We start from the raw sequence: 25,133 nt of genomic DNA, 5'->3' as shown, positions 1-25,133 counted from the left end.
CGCGTCCGAGGACACTATTGCTTGGAGACCGCACCGACGAAGTTGGTGTCGAAGCTCGGGCCGAGCGCAAAGCCCTTGAGGTTCTTGCGCAAGCCGGCCACTTCGAGCTGCTGGTGGATGATGACGAAGGGGCTGGTGTCGAGGATCTTCTTCTGCAGATCCTTGTACATGTCGGCGCGCTTGGCGGCGTCCTTCTCCAGAAGCGCTGCTTCCGTTTCCTTGGTCAGATCCGGAATGTCCCACGAATTGCGCCAGGCGAGCGTGTGGGACTTGCCGGCATCCGAATTGTCGGGATTCGAGGCGAAGGTCTGGGCGTTGGAGTTCGGGTCGAAATAGTCCTGGCCCCAGTTGCCGATGTAGATGTCATGGTTGCGGGCGCGGTATTTGGTCAACGTCTGCTTACCGTCTCCCGGAATGATCTCCAGCTTGATGCCGGCCTGGCCAAGCGTCTGCTGGATCGATTCCGCCATGCCGGTGGTCGGCTGTCCAGTGCGCACGTCCATGGTGACGCTGAAGCCGTCCGGCAGGCCGGCCTTGGCGAGCAATTCCTTGGCCTTGGCGACGTCGAGCTTGAACGGGTTGTCGTCGATGGCGCCGAGATCGCCCTTGGGCAGGAAGGACTGGTGGATTTCGCCGATGCCCTTGAGGATGGTGGTGCTGAGCGCGTCGTAGTCGACCAGATATTTGAATGCCTGCCGAACCTCGGGTTTGGCGAGGGTCGGGTTCTTCTGGTTGAGGCTGATGTAATAGACCGTGCCCTTCGGCGCGCTGGTGGTGGTGAGATCGGCGTTCTTGGCGATGGCATCGAGGTCGTTCGGCTCGAGGTTGCGGGCGACGTCGATATCGCCGGCTTCGAGCGCCAGGCGTTGCGCCGAGCTTTCCTTCATGTTGCGGTAGATGACGCGGGCGAGCTTTGCCTTCTCGCCGTTATAGTTGTCGTTGCGTTCCAGGACGACGGCCTCGTTGGCGCGCCATTCGCGCAGCTTGAACTGACCGGAGCCGGCATAGCCGGTCTTCAGCCAGGCATTGCCGAAGTCATTGTCCCATTTGTAGTCGGCACTCGGTGTCGCCGCTGCAACATGTTCCTTGACCAGCTTGGCGTCCACGACCGAAGCGACGGTGGCCGACAGGCAGTTGAGCACGAAGCTTGGCGCATAGGCCTTGTCGACGACGAACTGGAAGGTGGTGTCGTCGACGGCCTTGGCCTTTTCGGTGACGTTGTCGCCGGTAATGCCGAACTGGTTGATGATGAAGGCCGGGCTCTTGTCGAGCTTGATGGCGCGTTCGAAGGAGTAGGCGACGTCGGCGGCGGTGATGGGATTGCCGGAGGCGAATTTCATGCCGGGCTTCAGCTTGAACGTATAAGTCAGGCCATCATCGGAAACGGTCCAGCTCTCGGCGAGGTCGGGCTTGACCTTGGAGGTGTCGCTGAGATCGAGGCGGACCAGGAGATCATAGGTGTTGCCGGTGACCTCGGCCGTCGACAGCTCGAACGCTTCGCCCGGATCCATCGAGATGATGTCGTCGATGGCAAAGCCCTCGACCAGCGTATCGGCGGGCGTGACCGCGAAAGCGGGCGCGACGAGCAGCGCGGACAGCGCGGCGCCCGCAAGCAAGGCGCGCGAGCGGAGAGCAAACTTTTCCAGCATCATGGTGATCGTTCCCTGTTTTGTTGACCTGAGTTCCCGGCTCAGGGCTGTATTGTTCTTTGCAAGGCCGGCTGCGGCTTTGACTGCTTACCGTCGTGTTTTTTGTCCAGTTGGTCAACACCCTATTCAGCGGTTCTCGAACCGGCAACGGACATTTTGCGAGACGCCATATCGGGGGACCGGACGAGCCGCATGAGTCAACCCATGCGCCGGCTAATTGAAGCCGCCAATCCGCAAAAAGTTATCAGCTTCGTCCCTTGGGAGGCAGCCGCTATTTCAGCTGCGCGACCAGGCCCGCATCGGGAAAGCAGGTGGCGGGCTTGCCGTTCTTTGCCTGCCAGATGCCGATGGAGCGGCGGGTCTTGAAGCCGGGCAGGCCGTCGGCGCTGCCGACATCGTAACCCTTGGCTTCAAGCGCCCGCTGCAGGGCGGCGATATCGGAGCGGTGGAGATCGCCGACCGCGCCCCAGCCGCCGACAAAGGCGGCGTCGCCCTTGGCGATGCGATCGGCGGCATGACCGATGAACAGGCCGTAGAGATCGCTGTTGTTGTATTGCTTCAGCACATAGAAATTCGGCGTCACGACGAATGCCGGGCCGCTGCGCCCGGCCGGCATCAGCAGCAAGCCCTCGGCCTTCAATTCGCTCGCCGCAAACGCCTTGCCGTCGACGCGCCTGATGCCCATCGCCACCCAATCGGAGATCCTCTTGCCCCGGTCGGGTCCTTCAAGCGAGCACGACACATTTGCCGGCACCGTCACCTCGGCCCCCCAGCCGCGCCCCCTCACCCAGCCATAGTGGACGAGGTAGTTGGCGATCGAGGCGAGCACATCGGGCGTCGAATTCCATATATCGGGCCGGCCGTCGCCGTCGAAATCGACGGCGTGCTTCAAGAACGAGGTCGGCATGAATTGCGGCTGGCCGAGCGCGCCGGCCCAGGACGACTTCATCGCATTGACCGGCGCCAGCCCGCGCTCGACGATTTCGAGCGCCGCCAGCACCTCGGTGCGGAAGAAGTCTTTCTTGGTCGACATGAACGCCTTGGTGCCCAGCACCTCGAAGGCATCGTAAGGCATCTTGGCGGCACCGAAGCCGGTTTCGCGGCCCCAGATCGCCAGCACGATCTCGCCCGGAACGCCATAGCGCTTCTCGATCAGCCCGAGCGTCCGGGCATTGGCGCTCTCGCGCGTCTTTCCGCCCGAGGTGACGGCCCGAACGACCTTCTCGGCGAAGTAGTTGGCCGGCGGGCCGAACTCGGCCTGATGCTGCTTCTCAGGCGTCGTCGGCTGCTCGCCGGGCAGGACGAGATCGGGCAGTTTCAGGTTCGGCTTCACGCCGAGGAATGCGGCGTCGAAGGTCTTCTTGGAGATGCCTTTGGACTTGGCTTCGGGCCAGAGGTCGGTCTGCAGCCAGGCCTGGAACTGGTCGTCGATGGGGGCGGCATGGGTGGGGGCGGTAATGAAGAGAGCGATCAACGCCGCCAGAAAGGAAAGGACGACCAATCTGGAAGGCTGGCGTTCTGTCGCGCCCCCCTCTGTCCTGCCGGACATCTCCCCCACAAGCGGGGAGATTGGCAGCTTCGGCGCCTTGCTCAATCCTGCGACGTTGGAGATTGGCGAAAGCCGGCGTGAAGCCTGATCTCCCCCCTCGTGGGGGAGATGTCCGGCAGGACAGAGGGGGGCGCGAAGGAATGCTGTCATTTCCAAAGCCCCGCCAACTTCAAAACGCCGTCCTCGATCGCAGCGCCGCGGCCAGCGTGCCTTCGTCCAGGTAATCGAGCTCGCCGCCGACCGGCACGCCATGCGCGAGCCGCGTCACCTTCACATCGAAGCCCGACAACTGATCGGTCAAATAATGCGCGGTCGTCTGCCCCTCGACGGTGGCATTGACGGCGAGGATGACTTCCTTCACCTCGCCGCCGGCAACGCGGTCGACCAGCGAGCGGATGTTGAGCTGATCCGGACCGATACCGTCGAGCGGCGACAGCGTGCCGCCGAGCACGTGGTAGCGCACGTTCATCGCCGCCGCGCGCTCCAGCGCCCAAAGGTCCGAGACGTCTTCGACGACGATCAGCGTGCCGGCGTCGCGGCGTGGGTCGGTGCAGATCATGCAAGGATCGGCAGTATCGACATTGCCGCAGGTCGAGCAGATGCGCACCTTCTCGACCGCTTCGCTCATGGCGGCAGCCAGGGGCTCGAGCAGCTGTTCCTTCTTCTTGATGAGATGAAGCGCTGCGCGCCTGGCCGAGCGCGGCCCTAGCCCCGGCACCTTGGCCAAGAGTTGGATCAGGCGTTCGATTTCCGGACCGGCGATTCTCTTCGACATCGCCTTGATCTAGAGCAATTCCAGGAAAAGTGCGAAGCGGTTTTCCGTCCGGAATTGCGCGCAAGCAAAAAGATGGATCGGTTCGCCGCTTCTTGAAACGGTGGACTGATCCAGGATTTTTCAGAGCGGTTTGGAACAGCCAGCAAGGGCACAGGGCCCGCCATGCTGCCATGGCGGGCCCTGTATTGGATGAAATCGGGCTTAGTTGGTTTCGAGCGGCCGATCCTGGCTGGCGATCATCGCGCCGATGGCGTCGGTATTCTCGGGCGTCGACTGGAAGCCCATCGACGCTTCCTGCGGCGCGCTGGGCACCGAAGAGACGTAGCGGCCCTTGAGCGTGCCGCCGAAACGCGAGGCGTCCGGCTCGGCCATCGGCTCCTGCATCGCCACGACCGTCGGCTTCTGCGCCAGACGGCCGGACTTGGCAGAAGGTGCAACGGAAGCCGTTACATAGGTCTGTTCGGCGGAAGCGTCTTCGGTCCGCGCGGCCGCAGCCAAGACGGCCTGCTTCGCCGGGTCCGGACGGACGATCGTCCTGACGATCGGCTCGGCGGAAGCCACGAGCACCGGAGCGGCGGCCGCGGGCTGCTGCCGGCCAGACTTCTGCTGGTCGCCCACGTTCATGGCGACCATCGGCTCGTCCGGCAGCGGCTGCCAGTTGCGGCCGCGCTTCTCATAGAAGGCGTTGCCGCCGGCAACCATGGTGTAATGCATGTTCTTGTAGGGGAAACGCAGGCCGGCGGTGTGGAAATACATCGTGTTCTTGAGCTTGGCCTTGCGTTCGCCCCTCAGCACCGCATCGGCCGCCTCCTCGACATCCGGCAGGGCCTTCGAGTTCATCGGCCGAGTCATGACGCCCGGAGCAAACTGGCCCGGCTCGCCGACAACCTGACAGATGGTGTTGCCGTGCTGGCCCGAGCGAAGCCGGTTCATGACGACCGTGCCGACCGCGATCATGCCGTCGCGGCTCGACCTGTTGGACTCGAAGAACATTGCCCTTTGCAAGCATTCCTTGTCCTTCAGCGAGTGGCCGGAGGAACGCGTGAGGAAGCTCGGCGTAAGGGCATCGGTCAGACCCGACACCGACATGCCATGGGAGGAAGTGGTCTGGCTGCAACCGGCCAGGAGCAAGGGGGAAGTGACGATGCCGATAAGCAGCAGCGGCGTCTTCCATCGCGTCGCGATCACCAAAAAAGCCTCATGTCCAGATGCCAGCCCGCCCCGAGATGTGGCAAGAATGAGACTCTTTCAGGCAAAAAGATGGCTAGAGGGTTAGCAACTTCTGGACTTGGGTAAAACTTTATGAATGCCGCGAAATGTGCCCGTGAGCATTGCCGGCAAAATAGTTAATATTGCAGCCAGGACTCAATTTCCATTCATAATCAATTAACTGGCGGACACCGCCTCAGAACGGCAATTTCATTCCGGGCGGAATCGGCAGACCCGCCGTCAACGCCTTGGTCTTCTCCTGCATGATCTGCTCGACCTTATTTTTGGCGTCATTGTGGGCGGCCAGAATGAGGTCCTCCAGGATCTCTGCTTCGTCCGCCTTGATCAAAGACGGATCGATCTTCAGCGTCTTCATTTCGAACTTGCCGGTCAGAGTGATGCTGACCAGACCGCCGCCGGCCTGGCCGGTGGCTTCAAGCGTGGCGATCTCGTCCTGCATGGCCTGGAACTTGGCCTGCATTTCCTTCGCCTTGCCCATCAGGCCGAGAAGATCTTTCATCGGTTGGTCCTCTAAAAATGTTTCAGGTCTCGTCGTCATCGGCCGCCGGCTCGACCGGCAGGTCGGCCTCGGCCTCTTCCACGTCCGGCACGTCCGGGATGCGCACGTCAATGATCTTGGCGCCAGGAAAACGGGCGAGAATGGCCGCGACGGTGGGATCGCTCTTGGCGTCGGAGAAGGCGTTCTCGCGCTTCGTCGTCTCCATCTCGGCCAATGTCTGGCCGCCCTCCTCCTTCGACAGCGACACAAGCCAGTTGCGGCCGGTCCAGGCGCGCAGCTTGGCGGTGAGGTCGTTGAGCAGCATCTTGGGCGCGTCGTCGGTCAAGGTGACGTCGAGCCGGCCGGGCTCGATGCGAACCGGCCGCACGCAGCGTTTGAGCAGCACCTTGAAGGCCATGTCGCGATTGGCGTCGGCCAGCGCAACGATGTCGGCCAGTGTCTTCACCGGAACGACAGGCGCCTCGGCGACCGGCTCCGGCGCAGGAACGAAGGTCTCCGGCACAGGCTGCGCCTCGACCAGCCGCATCGTCTGCGCGCCGCCGGGGGAAGCTGGCATCCGCGCCTGCGCCACGGCGCTTGCGCCGCCGCCATTGCCGGGCCCCGCGGGTGCTCCGTTGACGCGCGGCGCGGCATTCGACTGCGGGGCCGCGCCTTCCAGCGATTTCAGCGCCTCGTCCAGCGTCGGCAGGTCGGCGGCATGCGCCAGGCGGATCAACACCATCTCGCCGGCGCTGACCGGGCGGTTGGAGGACTGCACCTCGGGAATACCCTTGAGCAGCATCTGCCAGGCCCGCGACAGCACGCGCACCGAAAGCGTGCAGGCGAATTCGGCGCCGCGCCGGCGCTCGTCCTCGGAAAGCGAAGCATCGTCGGCTGCCGCCGGCACGAAGCGCAGCCGGGTGACGAGGTGGTTGAACTCGGCAAGATCGGTAAGCACGGCGGCCGGATCGGCGCCGGTGTCGTATTGCGCGCGGAATTCGGCCAAGGCCGCCGCGACATCGCCCTTCATGACGTGCTCGAACAGATCGATGATGCGGGCGCGGTCGGCAAGGCCGAGCATGGCTCGCACCGCCTCGGCGCTGACCGTGCCGCTGCCATGGGCGATCGCCTGGTCGAGGATGGAGAGCGAATCGCGCGCCGAGCCTTCGGCGGCCCGCGCGATCATTGCCAGGGCCTCGTCGTCGACGGTAATGCCTTCCTTGGCCGCGATCGAGGACAGATGCCCGACAAGCGCGCCGGCATCGATGCGACGGAGATCGAAGCGCTGGCAACGCGACAGGACCGTGATCGGAACCTTGCGTATCTCGGTGGTGGCGAAGATGAATTTGACGTGCGGCGGCGGCTCTTCCAGCGTCTTCAGCAGGCCGTTGAAGGCCTGGTTGGAGAGCATGTGCACTTCGTCGATGATGTAGACCTTGTAGCGCGCCGAGACCGGCGCGTAGCGCACGCGGTCGATGATGTCCCTGATGTCATCGATGCCGGTATGGGAGGCGGCGTCCATCTCGATGACGTCGACATGGCGGCCTTCCATGATCGCCTGGCAATGCTCGCCGAGGATCGAAAGGTCGACGGAGGGCTGGTCGACGGTCGCGGTTTTGTAGTTCAGGGCCCGCGCCAGGATGCGCGCGGTCGTCGTCTTGCCGACACCGCGCACGCCGGTCAGCATCCAGGCCTGGGCGATGCGGCCGGTGGCAAAGGCGTTGGTCAGCGTGCGAACCATCGGCTCCTGGCCGATCAGCTCGGAGAAATTCGAAGGGCGATATTTGCGCGCCAGGACGCGATAAGCAGCGGCCTTGCCAGTCTCCAGGCTTTGTGGCCCCAAATTTCCGGCTTCGCTCATTCGCCGTCAAAAGCTCCCAGGACCGCGACGGAAGGCGGCCGATTCCTGCGCATAGTCTCACCCGCACGGCTTGGCGCCGTCAATGTCGCGGGAGAAAGGCGAAGAGGTGGGAGGCTGGAACAATGACCCGTTCCGGGCTCGTTAGGGCTGCTTCCTTCCGGACCTGACCCGGTTGGCGAGTGGATCGTCCACCACCAACCTCCCGCGCTCCATATCGGCAATTCGGCAGCGAAATGCAAGGGCCGAGCCGGAACCCGCAACCGCATCGAAGGCGGAAAGTCCTTCAAATCGATAATGGGGGTCAATGAATCCCTTGCAGCCACCCTGCCGCCGCTCTAGCGTTCCTGGTTTGGAAAATGCTTACAACAAAGCGAAGGAAACGCTCATGCTGCCGGGCCTCGAGGCCGGATTCACGCTGGACGCCCGGCTGGAGGCGGACAGCGAGCAGCTTATGTGGCTTGGCCTTTGCGAGCTCAGGCTGATGAACGACCGCCGCTGGCCATGGCTGGTTCTGGTGCCGCAGCGGCCGGGCGTGGAGGAAATTCACGACCTGACGCCGCTCGACCAGGCGATGCTGACCTTCGAGACCAATATGGTGGCGCAGGCGCTGAAGCGGGTGACCGGATGCACCAAGATCAACACCGGCGCCTTAGGCAATATCGTGCGTCAGCTGCATGTCCACGTCGTCGCCCGCTCGGAGGGCGATCCCGGCTGGCCGGGGCCGGTCTGGGGCTATGGCATACGCGAGCCTTACCAGCGCTCCGACATCAGGCGGTTTGCTGAAACGATCAAGGCGGCGCTATAAGCTGACCAGTGTCCATTCCGCACATCGAGCCCACCCGAGTCTCCATGAGCTTTCGCCTGTTCGACGCGCCCTTGCGCGAGCCCAGCCAATTCGTCGGTTTCGCCGGCAACCGGATCGATCGGCAGTCCGAGAACCGCGCCGATGATGCGGTCGAAAAAGCGCTGGCCGACCAGGCCGCGCGACTGATGTTGATGCATGCCGGCCGGCTCTATCTCAAGCTCGAGGACGGCACGTTCGACCCCTGGTTCAGGACGGATGAGAGTGGAGCTTTCGAAGCCGCACTCGATCGCGGCGTGCTGCTCGGCTTCTCCGACAGCGGGCCGGTGCTGGCCGTGCCCGCCGGCATCGAGCCGGAAAAGCTGCCCGGGACGATCAAGGCGATCGACTATCGTTCCGTCTATATGCAAGGGCTGGTCGACGAGGCGGCGGCCGGCGCGCTGGCGCAAGGCGCGGCGCTGCTTGCCTGGCACGTAAGCCATGCCTTCTGCTCGAAATGCGGCAGCCGCTCGGAGATGCGCGCCGGCGGCTACCGGCGCCATTGCCCTGCCTGCGGCACCGACCATTTCCCGCGCACCGACCCGGTGGCAATCATGCTGACGGCGACGCGCGAAAAATGCATCCTGGGGCGAGGCAAGCATTTCGCGCCCGGCATGTATTCGGCACTTGCCGGCTTCATCGAGCCGGGCGAGACAATCGAGGCGGCGGTACGGCGCGAGACCCTCGAAGAGGCCGGCATCCGGCTCGGCCGCGTCGTCTACCATGCCAGCCAACCTTGGCCGTTCCCTTATTCGCTGATGATCGGCTGCTTCGGCGAGCCGCTCAACGAGGATATCCAGGCCGACCTCAACGAGCTTGAGGATTGCCGCTGGTTCTTCCGCGACGAGGTGCGCACCATGCTGGACAGGCAGCATGCCGACGGCCTGATTACACCGCCGAAAGGGGCAATCGCCCATCACCTCATCCGCGCCTGGGTCGACAGCGAATAGGAGACGAGACATGATCCGCCATACCGTCGTGTTCACGCTGAAACATCCGCCGCAATCGCTGGAGACAAAGCGCTTCCTGCACGATGCGAAGAAGATCCTGACCGGGATCAAGGGCGTCTCGCATTTCGAGCAGTTGCGGCAGGTGAGCCCGAAGAACGACTACCAGTTCGGCTTCTCGATGGAATTCGCCGACCAGGCGGCCTACACGCGCTACAACGAGCATCCCGACCATGTCGCGTTCGTGCGCGACCGCTGGGTGCCCGAGGTCGAGAAGTTCATGGAGATCGACTACGTGCCATTGAGTGCGGTAATCTAAGCGCAGCCGTGGTAAACAAGGTGAGCCGCCTGGCGCACTCCTCTAGCACGGGACACAACCAATCACGCACTTGCGATGGGTTTGCCATCCGTTCGTCCACCTTGCAATTTCTGCTCAAACGCATTAGATGTGGTTACGTAACCACATCTGGCGAAATTGATATGATCACCACCCTTTCGGGTCGCGAACTCAATCAGGATCTTGGCCGCGCAAAACGCGCTGCCAAGAACGGTCCGGTGATCATCACCGACAGAGGGCGGCCAGTGCATGTCCTCATGTCGTTCGATGAATATAAGCGGCTCACCGGCAAAACGCGGTCGCTCGGTGACATGCTGGCTGCCCCGGGGGCAGGTGACTTTGACCTGCCGCTGCCGCCTCGCACGGAACGCGCCCAGCCGGTAGACCTTTCCTAATGCTGTTGCTCGATACCAATGTCGTATCCGAATTGCGAAAAGTATCGAGCGGAAGGGCGCATCCCAATGTCGTGCTCTGGAACGAAACCGTCGATCCTGCCGAAACCTTCATTTCGGCCGTGGTTCTGCACGAGCTGGAGATTGGCGTAAGACTGGTGGAACGCCATGATGCCGTTGCTGGCAAAGCATTGCGCAATTGGTTGGAAAATGCGGTTCTCACAACATTCTCCGGTCGAATCCTGCCGCTGGACGAGGCAGCCGCCGTTCAGGCGGCACAATGGCATGTGCCCAATCCCAAACCGATCAATGACGCCTATATCGCGGCCACGGCCTTCACCCAGCGGATGACGCTGGTGACGCGCAACATTGGCGATTTCGAGGGAATGGGAGTAACGCTGGTAAATCCATGGGACGACCAAGCGTAGGCCTCAACTCATCGTTTCGTGCATGTCTTTGCCCCGACAGGGGGACACGCCTTAATCCGCTACCTTCCACTGCTCGCGCGAGGCGCTGGCCGGATAGACGCCGAGGATGCGCATCTCGCGCGAGAAGAAGCGCAGCTCGTCGAGCGCCAGCTTGACCAGCGGGTCGTCCGGATGGCCCTCGATGTCGGCGTAGAACAGCGTCGCGGTGAAGGCCCCTAGCTGGTAGCTCTCGAGCTTGGTCATGTTGATGCCGTTGGTGGCGAAGCCGCCCATAGCCTTATAGAGCGCGGCCGGGACGTTGCGGACACGGAAGATGAAGGTGGTCATCATCTTGGCGTCTGGCGCGGGGCGCTCCACCCATTGCTTGTTCTTGGTCAGCACGACGAAGCGGGTGACGTTGGAATCGGTGTCCTCGACATTCTTCTCGATGATGTCGAGCCCATAGAGCTCGGCCGCTAGAGCCGGCGCCAGCGAGGCCATGGTGCGGTCCTTCACCTCCGATATCATCTTGGCCGAACCCGCCGTGTCGCCCGCGATCACCGGCTTCCAGCCGTTCTTGCGGATATATTTGCGGCACTGGCCGAGCGCGTGGATATGGCTGTGGACGGTCTTGATCTCGTCGCGCTTCACGCCCGGCAGCACCATCAGCTGGAAGTGGATCGGCAGGAAATATTCGCCGACGATGTGTAGCTTCGATTCCGGCAAGAGGTGGTGGATGTCGGCGACGCGGCCGGCGATCGTGTTCTCGATCGGAATCATGGCGAGCTCGGCCTTGCCAGTCTCGACCGCGTTGAAGGCATCCTCGAAGGTCGGGCACGGCAACGGCTCCATCGACGGGAACATGTTGCGGCAGGCCGTGTCGGAATTGGCGCCGGGCTCGCCCTGAAAGGAAATTCTGTTGGTCTTGTCAGCCATGCCGATATCTCAATTTGAAAGGATCTGTCTTGCCCGCTCGAGATCATGCGGCGTATCGACGCCGAGCGGCACGGAATGGACGATCTCGACGTCGATGCGCATGCCGGCTTCCAGCGCACGCAGCTGCTCCAGCCGCTCGCGACGCTCCAGCGGCGACGGCTTCAGCGCGACGAAGCGTTCCAGCGCGGCGCGGCGATAGGCATAGAGGCCGATATGATGGTAGAGCGGCCCCTCGCCCCAGGGCGCGGTGGCGCGGGTGAAATAGAGCGCTTTCAGCCGTGTCGACGACAGCGGCGAGCCGACGATCTTGACGACATTGGGATTGGTCTTTTCCTCGTCGCGCACGATCTCGACGCCGAGCGTGGCGATATCGACCGATTTGTCCTCAAACGGCCGCAGCGACGCGCCGATGATCTCGGGGTCGATGGTCGGCAGGTCGCCCTGGACGTTGACGATCGTTTCCACCTGCTTTTCGGGGTCGAGGGCCGTCAGCGCCTCGAAGATGCGGTCGGAGCCCGATTCGTGATCCGTGCGGGTCATGACAGCCTCGAAACCATGCGCCCGGACGGCCTGCGCGACCGCTTCCGTGTCGGTCGCCACGACCACGCGGCCAAGCCCGGCCTCGGCTCCGCGCCGGGCGACATGGACGATCATCGGCACGCCCGCAATATCGGCCAGCGGCTTGCCCGGCAGGCGCGTCGAGGCCATGCGGGCGGGGATCAGGATCAAGGTTGACATCGGATTTCAGGGCGGCCGAAAAAAGCGGATGGAAAGTGGCAAAAGGTCTCACTGGAAGCGCCCTTATAGGTGTTGCAACGCCAGAGCAAAAGACCTAGTTTCCGCGCGGTTTGACTGGCCTTTCGGGGCAGTTCGCGATACCGACGGACGGAGTGGACGGGACGGTCCGCCGGAAAAGGGAGCAAGGGGCGCATGGATTCCAACGAAGTCAACAAGCTGCTCGGCGGATTTCTTGGAACCTGCTTCATCGTCTTTTCCATAGGCCTCGTCTCGGACGGGCTGTTCGCCTCGCCGACACCCGAAAAGCCCGGCTTCGCCATCGAAGCGCAGGAACCGACCGAAGGCGGTCCGGCTGCTCCCGCGGCGGAAGCCAAGCCGATCGCCGACCTGCTCGCCACCGCCAATGCAGAGGCGGGCGCCGCGATCTTCAAGAAATGCCAGGCCTGCCATTCCGGCGAGAAGGGCGGCCCGAACAAGGTCGGTCCGGATCTTTGGGACATCGTCGACCGTCCCGTCGCCGAGCATGAGGGCTTCGCCTATTCGGCCGGCATGAAGGATTTCTCCAAGGGCGGCCAGGAGCACTGGACGTACGACAATCTCAACCACTTCATCACGTCGCCGAAGAAGTTCGTGAAGGGCACGGCGATGGGCTTCGCCGGCCTGCCGAAGGATGAAGACCGCGCCAATGTGATCGCGTATCTGCGCACGCTGTCGGACAATCCGAAGCCGCTGCCGCAGCCGGGTGCTTCGGCAGAAGCTAAGCCCGCCGAAGGCGCCAACCCGGCGGAAGGTGCCGCACCCGCGAAGCCCGCGGAAGGTGCTGCGCCGGCCAAGCCGGCCGAGGGAACCGCTCCGGCCAAGCCCGCCGCGCCCGCTCAATAAACAATTTGTCATAGAGACTTCCTTGGAAAAGCCGGGTTCGTCCCGGCTTTTCTGTTAGGAAAGCTGCATGGACCGCGACAAAGGCGGCACTTGCGGTTTCCACCCGCGTCAAATGATCTAGATTGCGGGTGGGCAGCGCAATTCCAGGACAGCGGGAACCGGGTTTTCCGTGCGGAATTGCGTCGAAACAAAGCGATAGGGCGGTTGTCGTTTCCGGGAAACGATGAACCGCTCTGGAGTTCGCGACGAGGAGAACGCATGAAGGTTGGCCGCTTCCGCACGCTTTTCGCATCGGCGCTCGCTTTCGCCTTCGCCGCCAGCCTGCAGGCCGGCTTCGCCGATGAATGGCACACGACCTCCTCGCTGGTCGGACCTTCAAAATACGGCGACAATTTCCAGCGCTACGACTACGTCAATCCGGATGCACCAAAGGGCGGGACCTACAACTCCGTGGTTACCGGCACCTTCGACAGCTTCAATCCCTACATCGTGCAAGGATCGCCGGCCTCCGGCTTCGCGCAGTTCGGCGGCGGCCTGCTTTACGACACGCTGATGGAGCAGGCTACCGACGAGGGCGACACTTACCACGCGCTGATCGCGGAGGCCTATAAATACCCGTCGGACTATTCGTCGGTCACTTACCGGCTCAACCCTCACGCGAAATGGCATGACGGCCAGCCTATCACCGTCGACGACGTGGTCTGGTCGTTCCAGGTGCTCAAGACAAACAGCCCTATGTACAACCGCTATTTTGAGAACGTGACCGAGGCGGTCGCGGTCTCGAACCGTGAGGTTGAGTTCCATTTCAACCAGAAGGGCAACCGCGAATTGCCCAAGATCATCGGCGACCTCGTCGTGCTGCCGAAGCACTGGTGGGAAGGCACCGATGCCAGCGGCAAGAAGCGCGACATCACCAGACCGACGCTGGAGCCGCCGCTGGGCTCTGCCGCCTACAAGATCGCCAGCTTCAAGCCGGGAACCGAGATCGTCTGGCAGCGCGTGCCCGATTATTGGGGCGCCAAGCTGCCTGTGAAGATGGGCCGCGAGAATTTCGATACCCAACGCTTCACCTATATCCTCGACGACAACGCCTCCTGGCAGGCCTTCACCAAGGGCGGGCTCGACGACATCAAGCCGGAAAACAGCTCGCGGCGCTGGGCGACGGCCTACAACTTCCCGGCGGTCAGCGCCGGCGACGTGGTCAAGAAGGAATTCAAGACGACGTCACCCGAGCCGATGCAGGCTTTCGTGCTCAACCAACGACGGCCGCTGTTCCAGGACCGGCTGGTACGTGCCGCGCTGACCTATCCCTTCGACTTCGAAACGATGAACCGCACGCTGTTCTACAATTCGAACACGCGCACCCATAGCTATTTCCAGGGCACGGAGTTGGCGTCGAGCGGACTGCCGCAGGGCAAGGAGCTGGAAATCCTGGAAAAATACCGCGACAAGCTCCCGCCCGAGTTGTTCACGCAAGAGTTCAAGCTGCCGGTCTACGATTCGCCGCAGGCGGAACGGAAATATCTGAAGCAGGCGGTCGACCTGTTCGCCCAAGCTGGCTGGGTGATCAAGGGCGGCAAAATGGTGAACGCCAAGACCGGCGCGCCCTTCAAATTCGAGATCCTCGGCTGGAACGACACCGACCAGGTCATCGCTAGCCCCTGGATAGCCAATCTGCGCAAGATCGGCGTCGATGCGACGCTGCGGATCATCGACCAGACGCAGTACATCAACCGCGTCAACATTTTCGATTACGACGTCGTCACCAGCATACTCCAGCAATCCGGATCGCCTGGGAACGAGCAGCGCGACTTCTGGAGCTCGAAGGCGGCGGATACGCCGGGATCGCGCAACTATGCCGGCATCAAGAACCCGGTCATCGACGCGCTGGTTGACCGCATCATCTTCGCAACCGACCGCGATGATCTCGTCGCCACTACCCACGCGCTCGATCGGGTGCTGCTGTGGAATTACTATACCGTGCCGCAATACTACCGCGCGGTGGTTTGGCTCGCCTACTGGAACAAATTCGGCATGCCGGATAAGCAGCCCAGCTACCGGGGCGCCGATATCGATTCCTGGTGGATCGACACGGCAAAAGAAAAGGCGCTGGCTGCCAAGTACAAGGGCCTCAATTGATGGAGCGGCGGACTTTGCTTCCTCGCCGCGACTTCCTGGCGCTCAGTGCCGCAGCCACGGCCGCCGCGTTGCTGCCCGGCCGAGCCTTTGCCGACACCCCGACCGGCGTCAAGCTGCATGGCCTGTCGGCCTTCGGCGACCTGAAATACAAGCCCGACTTCACGCATTTTGACTATGTCAATGTCGATGCGCCGCAAGGCGGCACCTTCAACTTCTCGCCGCCCAACTGGGGCGCCAACCAGAGCCCGCAGACCTTCAACACACTGAATTCATTCGTCCCCAAGGGCGATTCCCCGCAGCGCATGGAAATGTGCTTCGATTCCTTGATGGTGCGGGCGCTCGACGAGCCGGACACGGTCTATGGACTGATCGCCGACGGTGTCACGATTTCCGACGACCGCAACACCTTCACCTTCTCGCTGCGCCCGCAGGCGCGCTTCCATGACGGCACGCCGCTCACCGCCGACGATGTTGCCTTCACCTTCAAGCTCCTGAAAGACAAAGGGCATCCGGATTACGCGTTGTCACTGACGCATCTGGAAGATGCCGTGGCGAGGGACACCCACACGGTCGAGCTCAAATTCTCCGGCAAGCAGTCGGCCCGCACCATCCTCAACGTCGTCGGATTCCCTATCCTTTCGAAGGCCTTCTTTACGGCCAACCCGTTCGATTCCTCGCAGCTCAATCCACCGCTCGGCTCAAGCGCCTACAAGGTCGGGCGTTGGTCGGCGGGCGCCTGGATTGAATATGAGCGGGTGACCGACTATTGGGGCAACGACCTGCCGGTCAACCGCGGCCTGAACAATTTCGGGCGCATCCGCATCGAATTCTACCAGGATCGCACGGCCGGGTTCGAGGCCTTCAAGAAGGGCGAGATCCTCTACCGCGAGGAATTCACGTCGCGCGTCTGGGCGACGGCCTACGATTTTCCGGCCTTCACCGCCGGCAAGGTGATCAAGCATGAGTTCCCGGCTGAAACCACGCCTTCCATGCAGGCCACCGCGGTCAACCAGCGGCGTGAGCAGTTCAAGGATCCACGCGTGCGGCAAGCGATCGCGCTCTGCTTCGATTTCGAATGGACACGGCGCAACTTCTTTTATGGTTCCTATGAGCGTTCGCAATCCTGCTTCGAGAAATCCGACTTCCGCGCCGCGGGCACGCCGACGCCGCAGGAACTGGCGCTGCTCGAGCCGCTGCGCGACCAGCTGCCGGCGGAGACATTCGGCGAAGCGGTGACGCAACCGCCGTCGGACGGGTCCGGGCGGGACCGCAAGCAACTGAGCGCGGCACTGAAATTGCTCGCTCAGGCCGGCTGGAAACGCTCCGGCGACTTCGTGGTCAACGACAAGGGCGGGCGGCTGGCCGCCGAATTCCTGGTCGACGACGAGACCTTCGTGCAGGTCTATTCGCCCTGGGTCGCCAACATGAAGGCCATCGGCATCGATGCCTCGATCCGCCTGGTGGATTCGGCGCAGTACCAGCTCAGGCAATCGACATTCGATTTCGACCTGCTCTCGGCCGCCTTCAATTTCAGCGCCACGCCGACCCGCGACGATCTGGAAATTTTCTTTCACTCGCGCAGCGCCGCCGTATCGGGCTCGCGCAACCTGTCGGGCGTTGCAAGCCCCGCAGTCGATGCGTTGATCGATGCCGTCGGCGCCGCCAAGGATCGTGAAAGCCTGACCACCGCCATGCGCGCGTTGGACCGGGCCTTGCGTGCGCGGCGCGATTGGATTCCAAGTTGGTATCTGGCGAATCACCGAAGCGCCTATTGGGACATGTTCGGTTTTCCGGAACAGAAACCCGATTTCGGCTTTCCGGTCGAGGCGCTGTGGTGGTTCGACAAGGGCAAGGCGGCAAAAATTGGCAAAGCCTGACATCACTGTTCGTGCGGGGCCCGTCGCCTGATGGGCGCCTATATCCTGCGCCGCATTCTTCTGATGATCCCGACGCTGTTCGGCATCATGGCGATCTCCTTCGCGGTCATCCAGTTCGCGCCGGGCGGCCCGGTCGAGCAGGTGATCGCCCGGCTGACCAACCAGGGCGGCAACGACCGCCTCGGCAGCGGTGGCGGCGACGCCGGCGGCGGCAATTTCGACGTGGCCGGCGATGTCGGCTCGAAATATCGCGGCGCGCAAGGGCTCGATCCCGAATTCATCAAGAAGCTGGAAAAGCAGTTCGGCTTTGACAAGCCGCCGCTCGAGCGCTTCGGCATGATGCTGTGGAACTATAGCCGCTTCGATTTCGGCGACAGCTATTTCCGCGATATCTCGGTGCTGAACCTGATCCTGGAGAAGATGCCAGTCTCCATCTCCATCGGCCTATGGATCACGCTTCTGTCGTACCTGATCTCGATCCCGCTCGGCATCCGCAAGGCGGTGAAGGACGGCTCGACGTTCGACGTGTGGACCAGCGGCGTCGTCATCGTCGGCTACGCCATTCCCGGCTTCCTGTTCGGCATCATGCTCATGGTGCTGTTCGCAGGCGGTTCGTTCTGGGACTGGTTTCCGCTGCGCGGCATCGTTTCGGACAATTGGGATCAGCTGTCCTGGCCGGGCAAGATCGCCGATTATTTCTGGCACATGACGCTACCGCTGACGGCGCTCGTGCTGTCGGCTTTCGCGACGACCACCCTGCTCACCAAGAACTCCTTCCTCGAAGAAATCCGCAAGCAATATGTGGTGACGGCGCGCGCCAAGGGGCTGTCGGAGCACAAGGTGCTCTACGGCCACGTCTTCCGCAATGCCATGCTGATCGTCATCGCCGGTTTTCCCGGCGCCTTCATCTCGGCCTTCTTCACCGGCTCGCTGCTGATCGAGAACATCTTCTCGCTCGACGGCCTCGGCCTGCTCGGCTTCAAGTCGGTGATCGACCGCGACTATCCGGTGGTGTTCGCCACGCTTTACATCTTCTCGCTGCTTGGCCTGTTTGTCGGTCTTCTGTCCGATCTGATCTACACCTGGGTCGATCCGCGCATCGACTTCGAGCGGAGAGACATCTGATGGCCGAGGCCGCGATCGAAAGCGCGCCGACGCGGCCTCGCAGGCCATTTCTGTCGCCGCTCAACCAGCGGCGGTTGCAGAATTTCAAGGCCAACCGGCGCGGCTACTGGTCGCTCTGGATCTTCCTGTTGCTGTTCGTGCTGTCGCTGTTTTCCGAGCTGATCGCCAACGACAAGCCGATCGTCGCCTCCTACAAGGGCGAGATCCTGTTTCCGGTTCTGGTCGCCTATCCGGAGGAGAAGTTCGGCGGTTTCTACGCCGTCACCGACTATCGCGATCCGGTGATCCAGGACGAGATCAATTCCAACGGCTGGATGATCTGGCCGCCGGTCCGCTACTCCTACCAGACGGTCAACAACGCCATTCCGGAACCGGCGCCGGCAAAGCCGTCCTGGCTTTACGACAAGAAGACGCGCTGCAGCCAGTATCCGCAAGGCGAGGCCGACGCCAACTGCACCGTCGGCAACTGGAACTGGCTGGGCACGGACGACCAGGCCCGCGACGTGCTGGCGCGCGTGCTCTACGGCTTCCGCATCTCGGTTCTGTTCGGCCTGATCCTGACGCTCGGGTCATCGCTGATCGGCGTCGCGGCCGGCGCGGTGCAAGGCTATTTCGGCGGTTGGACCGACCTTCTCTTCCAGCGTTTCATCGAGATCTGGTCGGCGATCCCGGTGCTCTATCTGCTGCTCATCATCTCGGCCATCCTGCCGCCCGGCTTCTTCATCCTGCTCGGCCTGATGCTGCTGTTTTCATGGGTGGCGCTGGTCGGCGTGGTGCGGGCCGAATTCCTACGCGCCCGCAACTTCGAATATGTCAACGCGGCGCGCGCGCTGGGCGTGCCAAACCTCACCATCATGTTCCGCCACCTGCTGCCGAACGCCATGGTGGCGACGCTGACCTTCCTGCCCTTCCTGCTCTCCGGTTCCATCTCGACGCTGACCTCGCTCGACTATCTCGGCTTCGGCCTGCCGCCGGGCTCGGCCTCGCTCGGCGAATTGCTGAAGCAGGCGCAGCGAAACCTCAACGCCCCCTGGCTCGGCATCTCCGGCTTCATCGTGATCTCGCTGATGCTGTCCCTGCTGGTCTTCATCGGCGAGGCGACGCGCGATGCCTTCGATCCGCGCAAGACGTTCAAATGAGCCAAGCCCTCCTTTCCGTCCAAGACCTGAGCGTCGCCTTCGCGCAAGGCGGCAACCAGTCCGTGGCCGTCGATCACATCTCATTCGACATCGCCAAGGGCGAGACGCTCGCCCTGGTGGGCGAATCCGGCTCGGGCAAATCGGTCTCGGCGCTGTCGGTGCTGAAGCTCCTGCCCTATCCGGCCGCCAGCCATCCGTCGGGCAGGATCCTGTTCAGCGGGGCCAACTTGCTCGCCATGGACGAGAAGGCGTTGCGCGGGGTGCGCGGCAACAAGATCACCATGATCTTCCAGGAGCCGATGACCTCGCTCAACCCGCTGCACACGATCGAGCAGCAGATCGTCGAGGTGCTGCAACTGCATCAGGGCCTGCGCGACGCCCCGGCGCGCGCCCGCACGCTGGAACTACTCACCGAGGTCGGCATCCGCGATCCGCAGAAACGCCTCGACGCCTATCCGCACCAGCTCTCCGGCGGCCAGCGCCAGCGCGTCATGATCGCCATGGCCTTGGCCAACGAGCCGGAGCTTTTGATCGCCGACGAGCCGACGACCGCGCTCGACGTCACAGTGCAGGCGCAGATTCTGGAACTGCTGGCGGAGCTCAAAGCCCGCAAGGGCATGTCGCTCCTGTTCATCACGCATGATCTGGGCATCGTGCGCAGGATCGCCGACCGCGTCTGCGTCATGACGAAGGGCAAGATCGTGGAGAGCGGCCCGACCAGGGAAATCTTCGCCAATCCGCGGCATGACTATACAAAGCATCTGCTCGCGGCCGAGCCGAAGGGAAAGCCGCCCACAACCGACCCGGGCGCCAAATCCGTCATGACCGGCAAGGACGTCAAGGTCTGGTTCCCGATCAAGAAAGGCTTCTTCCGGACCACGGTCGACCATGTGAAGGCCGTGGACGGCATCGACGTCACGGTGCGGGCCGGCCAGACCCTTGGCGTCGTCGGCGAATCCGGCTCGGGCAAGACGACGCTGGGCCTGGCGCTCGCCCGGATGATCTCCTCGACCGGCACGATCAATTTCAACGGACGCGACATCAACCAGCTCTCCTTCGGCGCCATGCGGCCGCTGCGGCGCGAATTGCAGATCGTCTTCCAGGATCCGTTCGGATCGCTCAGCCCGCGCCTGTCGGTCTCCGAAATCATCGAGGAAGGATTGAAGATCCACGAGCCGAAACTCTCGGCCGACCAGCGCGACGACAAGGTGGTCGCCGTGCTGAAGGAGGTCGGCCTTGATCCCGAAACGCGCCACCGCTATCCGCACGAGTTTTCCGGGGGCCAGCGCCAGCGCGTCGCCATCGCCCGCGCCATGGTGCTCAACCCGCGCTTCGTCATGCTCGACGAGCCGACCTCCGCGCTCGACATGAGCGTGCAGGCGCAGGTGGTCGACCTTTTGCGCAGCCTGCAGGCCAAGCACAATCTCGCTTATCTCTTCATCAGCCACGACCTTAAGGTCGTCCGCGCCCTTGCCAATGACGTCATCGTCATGCGCAATGGCCGGATCGTCGAGGCGGGACCTTCCGAGCAGATTTTCAGCAGCCCGCAAACCGACTATACGCGAGCGCTGATGGCAGCGGCCTTCAAGATCGAGACCGCACCGACCGGCGTGGTCAGCGAGTAGCCGGTTCCGCATCGGCGAAACAGGGAAGAAAAATCCGAGAATGGAAAAAGGCAAAATCCTGCTTGCCCTCACCGGCATCCACCCGCAGCGCTGGCATGAGCTGCTCTCGGCCGAGCGCGAGGTCGTGCTGGAGCCGAACGGCGCCGACGATCCGTCGATCACCTATGCGGTGGTGTGGAAGCAGAAGCCCAACCTTCTCAAATCGCTGCCCAATCTGCGCGCCATCTTTTCGATCGGCGCCGGTGTCGACCATGTCTTTGCCGATCCCGGCCTGCCCGACGTTCCGATCGTCAAGATCGTCGCCGACAATCTTACCCAGCACATGGTCGAATATGTTGTCTGGCGCGTGCTCGACCACCATCGCCAGGCCTCGCTTTACCGGGCCCAGCAGCACAAGAAGATCTGGCACGAGCCGCCGCAACGGGTGGCCGGCGATGTCTCCGTCGGCATCATGGGGCTTGGCAGTCTTGGCCGCGCCGCGGCTTCGGCGTTGTTGTCTCTCGGCTTCGCCGTCAACGGATGGTCGCGCAGCGAGCGGCCGATGACGGGCGTTTCGACCTATGCCGGCGAGGCGGGGCTGATCCCCTTCCTCAATGCCACTGACATCCTCGTCGTGCTCTTGCCGCTCACGCCGCAGACCCAGGGCATCGTCAATTACGGACTGCTCAAGGAATTGCGCCGGCGCAACGGGCTTGGCGGCGCGGTGCTGATCAATGCCGGGCGCGGACGGCTGCAGAAGGACGCCGACATTTTGCGCGCGCTGGACGACGGCACGCTGAAGGAAGCGAGCCTCGATGTATTCGAGGTCGAACCGCTGCCGAAGACCAGTCCATTATGGAGCCATCCGAAAGTGTTCGTCACGCCGCATGCGGCGGCGACGTCGGACCCGGCGCATCTGGTGCCGATCATGCTTCGCCAGATGGCCGCCTTCGAGCGCGGCGAGAGGCTCGAGAACCTCGTCGACCGCAAGGCCGGGTATTAGTCAATAGACAAACCCCAGTCGCGGAAGCGCTGCTTGATCGCCCGCAGCGAAGACAGCTGCAGCTTCGGCAGATCGAGCGCGTCGAACATCGCCCGGTATTTCCTGCGGTTTCGCGGCGTGGTGACCGCGATGTGGTGGATCATGTCCCATTTGATGCTGTCGCGCCCGCCTTCCAGAGCGCCGAGCCTGTCCTTTTCGAACAGTGTTCGCCTGAAATAGCGCAGAAGACTCGCGGCCGTGGAGATATCCAGCAGAATCAAGCCTGTCGCACGCCGAAGGCGCTGCGGCATGCAAACCGAATAGTTCCCGTCCATCACCCAGCCCTCGCCGGCTATCGCGGCATCATGCAAGGCAATGAATTCGGCCCTCGGACGCTGCTCCCAATCCGTATTGGGCAGATGAAAGAGCTGATCGAGGTGAACGGCTTCCAGGCCGCGCTTGCGCGCTATAGCGTCGGCAAGGGTGGACTTGCCGCTGTTGGACGGGCCCAGGATGCAGATGCGGTCGCCGAGGTCTGAGAGGTTCATCGGGCGGTCTCTCAAGCGCGATCAAACGCTCGTCGGTCCAGCCGAGCGTTAAACAGAATATTGGATACTCAGGAAGGCTTCGAGCCGGGCAGCCCGAGCGTCTCCTTCTTCTTCGGCTTGCCGCAGTCGCGACGTTCGATCGAGCGGTTCATGGCGTCGATCTCGCCGCTCGCCTTGTTGCTGGCGCGCTGCGCCTTGGAGCGCACATCCGGCATGAACGGGCCGAAGCCCATCGCCGGATTGGAGAAGCCCGGCTTGGCCGTGACGGGCAGATTGTTCTGCCGCGCCAGTTGATTGCGCTGCGCCAGCAACTGATCGCAAGGCACATCGTCATATTGCAATGAGGATTGGACATCCTCGTCCTGACGCTCGGCCATCGACGTGCCGCCGACACAGCCGGCGACCGTCAGGCAAGACGCCAACGCAACCATGGTCCAGCGCATGGATATCTCCCTAGGGCAATTCCAGGAAAAGTGCGTCGTGGTTTTCCGTCCGGAATTGCGCAAAACAAAAGACTCGGTATCCGCCCCGCGCAACCCGGACCATGCCATTCAGGCTTTTTCGCAGCAAGGTCGACCTCATGCCGTTGCCGGATTTCCCACCTCGGCGGCTGCAGCGAGAAACCCAGCCACGATGGCCAGGCCTTCGACGGGATCCCGCCGGTCGTGCCGGATAACCACGCTTTCCAGCGACAGGACCGCAAGCCCGTTGGCGCGAAGCACGCGCCACGCATAGGCCTCGGAATGGGCATAGCGCCGCGACGGCAAAAGGGCGAAATCGCCGCCACCGGCAAGCGTCTCGAGCGAAAAGGCGAACAGGCCGCCATCGGCAAGCATGTTCGCAACCGCGCCAACGATGCGTTCGAGCGCGCCCAGATAGATGAACACGTCGGCCGCGACCACGAGGTCGGCCTTGGCGCCTGTGCAAGAGAAATGCTGGAGGTCGACCTTGGCGAGCCGGTCGTAGATACCCTTGGCCTTCGCCTTGTTCAGCATGCCGGCCGAGATGTCGTAGCCCTCCAGCCGGTCGGCGAAAGGGCGCAGCCTCTCGCCCATCAGGCCGGTGCCGCAGCCGAGGTCGAGGGCCAGCCCAAACCGGCCGGGCCTTGCCTTGCCGATGGCGCGCCCGAGAAAATCCGGCAGCCCGTAGCCGAGCTTGCCGACAAGCGAGTCCTCGAAACTGTCGGCATAGTGATCGAACAACGTCTCGACAAAGGCGCTGGGTGGCGCCGCGGCGGCCGGCGCCTTGCCGATAAGCTCGAGCTTGAGCGCCGCGCCAAGGCGATCCGCGGGCTCCAGCTTCAGCGCCATCACCCAGGCTCGCGCGGCTTGGTCGAGCAGGCCGGCAGCTTCCTGCATCTCGCCGAGGCGAAACCAGCCGGCCGCCCATTGCGGCGCCAGCTCCAGCGCGCCAAGCAGAAGCTCGGCCGCCTGCGCCGGCTCGCCCGAGGCGAGCAGCATCTCGGCGAAATCGGCGCGACGGTCGGCGTTCAAATCGCCCGACGAGGCCTGGAACGGTTTCATCTTTTGAAGAATCCCACCGGCGAGGCGGAGCCGGCAAGGGGCTGTAGGACGAGTCAGCAGTCTCTTGCAACAGGCTTCCCGAGGCAAATTTAGCCACTATGTTCAAAGCCATGCGCGCCAGCGACCTGCTCAAGCCCCGGCCGGAGGGCCTCTACTGCCCGCCCGGCGATTTCTTCATCGATCCGGTGCGGCCCGTCGGGCGGGCGCTGATCACGCATGGCCATTCCGACCATGCGCGCTCCGGCCACCGCTCGGTGCTGGCCACGCAAGAGACGCTCGACATCATGGGGCTGCGTTATGGCGAGGATTTCGCCGGAACCACGCAGGCGGCTGCTTTCGGCCAGACAATCGACATCAACGGCGTCGCCGTCACCTTCCATCCGGCGGGGCATGTGCTGGGCTCGGCGCAGATCTGCGTCGAGCATGGGGGCAAGCGCATCGTCGCCTCCGGCGACTACAAGCGGCAGAAGGACGCCACCTGCCTGCCGTTCGAGCCTATCCGATGCGATGTCTTCATCACCGAGGCGACCTTCGGCCTGCCGGTGTTTCGCCATCCGCCGGACCAGGACGAGATCGCGCGCGTACTCAAATCGGCGGCGCAATTTCCCGAACGCTCGCATCTGATCGGCGCCTATGCGCTCGGCAAGGCGCAGCGCGTGATGCGGCTGTTGCGCGACGCCGGCTACGACAGGCCGATCTATATCCATGGCGCGCTGGCGAAGCTCAGCGAATATTATCAGAGCCAAGGCATCGATCTCGGCAAGCTCGAGCCGGGGACGGTGGAAAGCCGCGGCAAGGCCGATTTCGCCGGCGCGATCGTCGTCGGCCCGCCGTCGGCCTTCGCCGACCGCTGGGCGCGGCGTTTTCCCGACCCGATCTCCTGCTTCGCCTCGGGCTGGATGCGCATCCGCCAGCGCGCCAAGCAAGGCGGCGTCGAGCTGCCGCTGATCATCTCCGACCACGCCGATTGGGACGAGCTGATCATCACGATCAAGGAAACCGGCGCGGAGGAAATCTGGGTCACGCATGGTCGCGAGGAGGCGCTGGTGCGCTGGTGCGAGCTGGAGGGCATCGCAGCGCGGCCGCTGCATCTCGTGGGCTATGAGGACGAGGGCGATTGATGGAACATCGTTCGCTAATCGCCATGGCAGCGCTCTACGGCCCCCCTCTCTGT

General features: G+C 63.1%; 25 protein-coding genes and 1 other RNA gene. 14 read left to right on the top strand and 12 right to left on the bottom strand.

The window, feature by feature from the left end:
* Positions 1 to 14: 14 nt before the first annotated feature.
* Positions 15 to 1,652 (bottom strand): ABC transporter substrate-binding protein, encoded by a 1,638-nt coding sequence (locus tag FJ425_RS15205; protein WP_140629359.1) that lies wholly within the window; start codon positions 1,650 to 1,652, stop codon positions 15 to 17.
* A gap of 268 nt (positions 1,653 to 1,920) precedes the next feature.
* Positions 1,921 to 3,123, bottom strand: coding sequence for a lytic murein transglycosylase (locus FJ425_RS15200; protein ID WP_246673237.1), 1,203 nt, complete (start codon positions 3,121 to 3,123; stop codon positions 1,921 to 1,923).
* Between FJ425_RS15200 and FJ425_RS32015 the strand changes: the two genes are divergently transcribed.
* Positions 3,107 to 3,286 (top strand): hypothetical protein, encoded by a 180-nt coding sequence (locus FJ425_RS32015; RefSeq protein WP_246673235.1) that lies wholly within the window; start codon positions 3,107 to 3,109, stop codon positions 3,284 to 3,286. The two genes, FJ425_RS15200 and FJ425_RS32015, sit on opposite strands and share 17 nt — an antisense overlap.
* Positions 3,287 to 3,367: 81 nt before the next feature.
* Here FJ425_RS32015 and recR read toward each other — a convergent pair whose 3' ends face one another.
* The 5 genes from recR to ffs all read right to left on the bottom strand — a co-directional run bounded on the left by recR (position 3,368) and on the right by ffs (position 7,745).
* Positions 3,368 to 3,973 carry a recombination mediator RecR gene (gene recR / locus FJ425_RS15195; RefSeq protein WP_140545598.1) on the bottom strand — a complete coding sequence of 202 codons (606 nt, stop codon included), beginning with the start codon at positions 3,971 to 3,973 and terminating at the stop codon, positions 3,368 to 3,370.
* Positions 3,974 to 4,174: 201 nt separating this feature from the next.
* The gene (locus FJ425_RS15190) at positions 4,175 to 5,161 is read right to left on the bottom strand and encodes a cell wall hydrolase (protein ID WP_140629357.1); all 987 of its coding nucleotides are present in this window, start codon (positions 5,159 to 5,161) and stop codon (positions 4,175 to 4,177) included.
* Positions 5,162 to 5,378: 217 nt separating this feature from the next.
* Positions 5,379 to 5,702, bottom strand: a complete 324-nt coding sequence (locus tag FJ425_RS15185) for a YbaB/EbfC family nucleoid-associated protein (protein WP_095765991.1) — start codon at positions 5,700 to 5,702, stop codon at positions 5,379 to 5,381.
* Positions 5,703 to 5,724: 22 nt separating this feature from the next.
* Positions 5,725 to 7,542, bottom strand: coding sequence for a DNA polymerase III subunit gamma/tau (locus FJ425_RS15180; protein ID WP_140629355.1), 1,818 nt, complete (start codon positions 7,540 to 7,542; stop codon positions 5,725 to 5,727).
* Positions 7,543 to 7,648: 106 nt separating this feature from the next.
* Positions 7,649 to 7,745: signal recognition particle sRNA small type (gene ffs, locus FJ425_RS15175), an RNA gene on the bottom strand.
* Positions 7,746 to 7,927: 182 nt separating this feature from the next.
* On the opposite strand from ffs, the gene FJ425_RS15170 reads away from it, so the two are divergent.
* The 5 genes from FJ425_RS15170 to FJ425_RS15150 all read left to right on the top strand — a co-directional run bounded on the left by FJ425_RS15170 (position 7,928) and on the right by FJ425_RS15150 (position 10,487).
* Positions 7,928 to 8,347, top strand: a complete 420-nt coding sequence (locus FJ425_RS15170) for an HIT family protein (RefSeq protein WP_140629353.1) — start codon at positions 7,928 to 7,930, stop codon at positions 8,345 to 8,347.
* A gap of 44 nt (positions 8,348 to 8,391) precedes the next feature.
* Entirely contained in the window at positions 8,392 to 9,333 is a 942-nt protein-coding gene (nudC, locus tag FJ425_RS15165; protein ID WP_140629350.1) for an NAD(+) diphosphatase, read from the top strand.
* A 10-nt stretch (positions 9,334 to 9,343) separates the two neighbouring features.
* Positions 9,344 to 9,649, top strand: coding sequence for a Dabb family protein (locus FJ425_RS15160; protein WP_140545603.1), 306 nt, complete (start codon positions 9,344 to 9,346; stop codon positions 9,647 to 9,649).
* A 161-nt stretch (positions 9,650 to 9,810) separates the two neighbouring features.
* The gene (locus tag FJ425_RS15155) at positions 9,811 to 10,062 is read left to right on the top strand and encodes a type II toxin-antitoxin system Phd/YefM family antitoxin (protein WP_140629348.1); all 252 of its coding nucleotides are present in this window, start codon (positions 9,811 to 9,813) and stop codon (positions 10,060 to 10,062) included.
* A complete protein-coding gene (locus FJ425_RS15150) occupies positions 10,062 to 10,487 on the top strand; it encodes a type II toxin-antitoxin system VapC family toxin (protein WP_140545605.1) in 426 nt (141 codons plus the stop codon). Before FJ425_RS15155 ends, FJ425_RS15150 begins: the two co-directional genes overlap by 1 nt.
* Before the next feature lie 51 nt (positions 10,488 to 10,538).
* Here FJ425_RS15150 and FJ425_RS15145 read toward each other — a convergent pair whose 3' ends face one another.
* Both FJ425_RS15145 and FJ425_RS15140 read right to left on the bottom strand, forming a co-directional pair.
* On the bottom strand, positions 10,539 to 11,402 hold the full coding sequence (locus FJ425_RS15145; protein WP_140629346.1) for a prephenate dehydratase: 864 nt from the start codon (positions 11,400 to 11,402) through the stop codon (positions 10,539 to 10,541).
* 9 nt (positions 11,403 to 11,411) lie between these two features.
* Entirely contained in the window at positions 11,412 to 12,140 is a 729-nt protein-coding gene (locus FJ425_RS15140; protein ID WP_140629344.1) for a 3-deoxy-manno-octulosonate cytidylyltransferase, read from the bottom strand.
* Between the two features lie 192 nt (positions 12,141 to 12,332).
* On the opposite strand from FJ425_RS15140, the gene FJ425_RS15135 reads away from it, so the two are divergent.
* The 7 genes from FJ425_RS15135 to FJ425_RS15105 all read left to right on the top strand — a co-directional run bounded on the left by FJ425_RS15135 (position 12,333) and on the right by FJ425_RS15105 (position 21,909).
* Positions 12,333 to 13,022 (top strand): cytochrome c family protein, encoded by a 690-nt coding sequence (locus FJ425_RS15135; protein WP_140629341.1) that lies wholly within the window; start codon positions 12,333 to 12,335, stop codon positions 13,020 to 13,022.
* A gap of 258 nt (positions 13,023 to 13,280) precedes the next feature.
* A complete protein-coding gene (locus tag FJ425_RS15130; RefSeq protein ID WP_140629338.1) occupies positions 13,281 to 15,161 on the top strand; it encodes an extracellular solute-binding protein in 1,881 nt (626 codons plus the stop codon).
* Complete coding sequence (locus FJ425_RS15125; RefSeq protein WP_140724568.1) at positions 15,161 to 17,038, top strand: extracellular solute-binding protein; 1,878 nt, start codon at positions 15,161 to 15,163, stop codon at positions 17,036 to 17,038. The genes FJ425_RS15130 and FJ425_RS15125 overlap by 1 nt, the downstream gene beginning before the upstream one ends.
* A gap of 30 nt (positions 17,039 to 17,068) precedes the next feature.
* Complete coding sequence (locus FJ425_RS15120) at positions 17,069 to 18,163, top strand: microcin C ABC transporter permease YejB (RefSeq protein WP_140645383.1); 1,095 nt, start codon at positions 17,069 to 17,071, stop codon at positions 18,161 to 18,163.
* Complete coding sequence (locus FJ425_RS15115) at positions 18,163 to 19,302, top strand: ABC transporter permease (protein WP_140545612.1); 1,140 nt, start codon at positions 18,163 to 18,165, stop codon at positions 19,300 to 19,302. Before FJ425_RS15120 ends, FJ425_RS15115 begins: the two co-directional genes overlap by 1 nt.
* Positions 19,299 to 20,927, top strand: coding sequence for an ABC transporter ATP-binding protein (locus FJ425_RS15110; RefSeq protein WP_140724565.1), 1,629 nt, complete (start codon positions 19,299 to 19,301; stop codon positions 20,925 to 20,927). The genes FJ425_RS15115 and FJ425_RS15110 overlap by 4 nt, the downstream gene beginning before the upstream one ends.
* Positions 20,928 to 20,967: 40 nt before the next feature.
* A complete protein-coding gene (locus tag FJ425_RS15105) occupies positions 20,968 to 21,909 on the top strand; it encodes a glyoxylate/hydroxypyruvate reductase A (protein ID WP_140724561.1) in 942 nt (313 codons plus the stop codon).
* Here the strand turns inward: FJ425_RS15105 and FJ425_RS15100 are convergent.
* The 3 genes from FJ425_RS15100 to FJ425_RS15090 all read right to left on the bottom strand — a co-directional run bounded on the left by FJ425_RS15100 (position 21,906) and on the right by FJ425_RS15090 (position 23,959).
* Entirely contained in the window at positions 21,906 to 22,436 is a 531-nt protein-coding gene (locus FJ425_RS15100) for an AAA family ATPase (RefSeq protein ID WP_140724558.1), read from the bottom strand. The genes FJ425_RS15105 and FJ425_RS15100 overlap by 4 nt on opposite strands.
* Positions 22,437 to 22,504: 68 nt before the next feature.
* Positions 22,505 to 22,879 (bottom strand): hypothetical protein, encoded by a 375-nt coding sequence (locus FJ425_RS15095; protein ID WP_140724555.1) that lies wholly within the window; start codon positions 22,877 to 22,879, stop codon positions 22,505 to 22,507.
* Between the two features lie 135 nt (positions 22,880 to 23,014).
* The gene (locus FJ425_RS15090; RefSeq protein ID WP_140724552.1) at positions 23,015 to 23,959 is read right to left on the bottom strand and encodes a methyltransferase domain-containing protein; all 945 of its coding nucleotides are present in this window, start codon (positions 23,957 to 23,959) and stop codon (positions 23,015 to 23,017) included.
* 110 nt (positions 23,960 to 24,069) lie between these two features.
* On the opposite strand from FJ425_RS15090, the gene FJ425_RS15085 reads away from it, so the two are divergent.
* On the top strand, positions 24,070 to 25,080 hold the full coding sequence (locus FJ425_RS15085; protein ID WP_140724644.1) for a ligase-associated DNA damage response exonuclease: 1,011 nt from the start codon (positions 24,070 to 24,072) through the stop codon (positions 25,078 to 25,080).
* Positions 25,081 to 25,133: the final 53 nt, after the last annotated feature.

This window comes from Mesorhizobium sp. B2-7-2, from assembly GCF_006440775.1.
Classification (GTDB): Bacteria; Pseudomonadota; Alphaproteobacteria; order Rhizobiales; family Rhizobiaceae; genus Mesorhizobium.
This window is presented reverse-complemented; position numbering and strand designations above follow the sequence as displayed.

Excerpts from the sequence above, each read along its gene's own strand:
- FJ425_RS15205 (WP_140629359.1), bottom strand. The coding sequence starts at position 1,652 with ATGATGCTGGAAAAGTTTGCTCTCCGCTCGCGCGCCTTGCTTGCGGGC.
- FJ425_RS32015 (WP_246673235.1), top strand. The coding sequence starts at position 3,107 with ATGAAGAGAGCGATCAACGCCGCCAGAAAGGAAAGGACGACCAATCTG.
- recR (WP_140545598.1), bottom strand. The coding sequence starts at position 3,973 with ATGTCGAAGAGAATCGCCGGTCCGGAAATCGAACGCCTGATCCAACTC.
- FJ425_RS15185 (WP_095765991.1), bottom strand. The coding sequence starts at position 5,702 with ATGAAAGATCTTCTCGGCCTGATGGGCAAGGCGAAGGAAATGCAGGCC.
- FJ425_RS15180 (WP_140629355.1), bottom strand. The coding sequence starts at position 7,542 with ATGAGCGAAGCCGGAAATTTGGGGCCACAAAGCCTGGAGACTGGCAAG.
- FJ425_RS15170 (WP_140629353.1), top strand. The coding sequence starts at position 7,928 with ATGCTGCCGGGCCTCGAGGCCGGATTCACGCTGGACGCCCGGCTGGAG.
- nudC (WP_140629350.1), top strand. The coding sequence starts at position 8,392 with ATGAGCTTTCGCCTGTTCGACGCGCCCTTGCGCGAGCCCAGCCAATTC.
- FJ425_RS15160 (WP_140545603.1), top strand. The coding sequence starts at position 9,344 with ATGATCCGCCATACCGTCGTGTTCACGCTGAAACATCCGCCGCAATCG.
- FJ425_RS15155 (WP_140629348.1), top strand. The coding sequence starts at position 9,811 with ATGATCACCACCCTTTCGGGTCGCGAACTCAATCAGGATCTTGGCCGC.
- FJ425_RS15150 (WP_140545605.1), top strand. The coding sequence starts at position 10,062 with ATGCTGTTGCTCGATACCAATGTCGTATCCGAATTGCGAAAAGTATCG.
- FJ425_RS15145 (WP_140629346.1), bottom strand. The coding sequence starts at position 11,402 with ATGGCTGACAAGACCAACAGAATTTCCTTTCAGGGCGAGCCCGGCGCC.
- FJ425_RS15140 (WP_140629344.1), bottom strand. The coding sequence starts at position 12,140 with ATGTCAACCTTGATCCTGATCCCCGCCCGCATGGCCTCGACGCGCCTG.
- FJ425_RS15135 (WP_140629341.1), top strand. The coding sequence starts at position 12,333 with ATGGATTCCAACGAAGTCAACAAGCTGCTCGGCGGATTTCTTGGAACC.
- FJ425_RS15130 (WP_140629338.1), top strand. The coding sequence starts at position 13,281 with ATGAAGGTTGGCCGCTTCCGCACGCTTTTCGCATCGGCGCTCGCTTTC.
- FJ425_RS15125 (WP_140724568.1), top strand. The coding sequence starts at position 15,161 with ATGGAGCGGCGGACTTTGCTTCCTCGCCGCGACTTCCTGGCGCTCAGT.
- FJ425_RS15120 (WP_140645383.1), top strand. The coding sequence starts at position 17,069 with ATGGGCGCCTATATCCTGCGCCGCATTCTTCTGATGATCCCGACGCTG.
- FJ425_RS15115 (WP_140545612.1), top strand. The coding sequence starts at position 18,163 with ATGGCCGAGGCCGCGATCGAAAGCGCGCCGACGCGGCCTCGCAGGCCA.
- FJ425_RS15110 (WP_140724565.1), top strand. The coding sequence starts at position 19,299 with ATGAGCCAAGCCCTCCTTTCCGTCCAAGACCTGAGCGTCGCCTTCGCG.
- FJ425_RS15105 (WP_140724561.1), top strand. The coding sequence starts at position 20,968 with ATGGAAAAAGGCAAAATCCTGCTTGCCCTCACCGGCATCCACCCGCAG.
- FJ425_RS15100 (WP_140724558.1), bottom strand. The coding sequence starts at position 22,436 with ATGAACCTCTCAGACCTCGGCGACCGCATCTGCATCCTGGGCCCGTCC.
- FJ425_RS15095 (WP_140724555.1), bottom strand. The coding sequence starts at position 22,879 with ATGCGCTGGACCATGGTTGCGTTGGCGTCTTGCCTGACGGTCGCCGGC.
- FJ425_RS15090 (WP_140724552.1), bottom strand. The coding sequence starts at position 23,959 with ATGAAACCGTTCCAGGCCTCGTCGGGCGATTTGAACGCCGACCGTCGC.
- FJ425_RS15085 (WP_140724644.1), top strand. The coding sequence starts at position 24,070 with ATGCGCGCCAGCGACCTGCTCAAGCCCCGGCCGGAGGGCCTCTACTGC.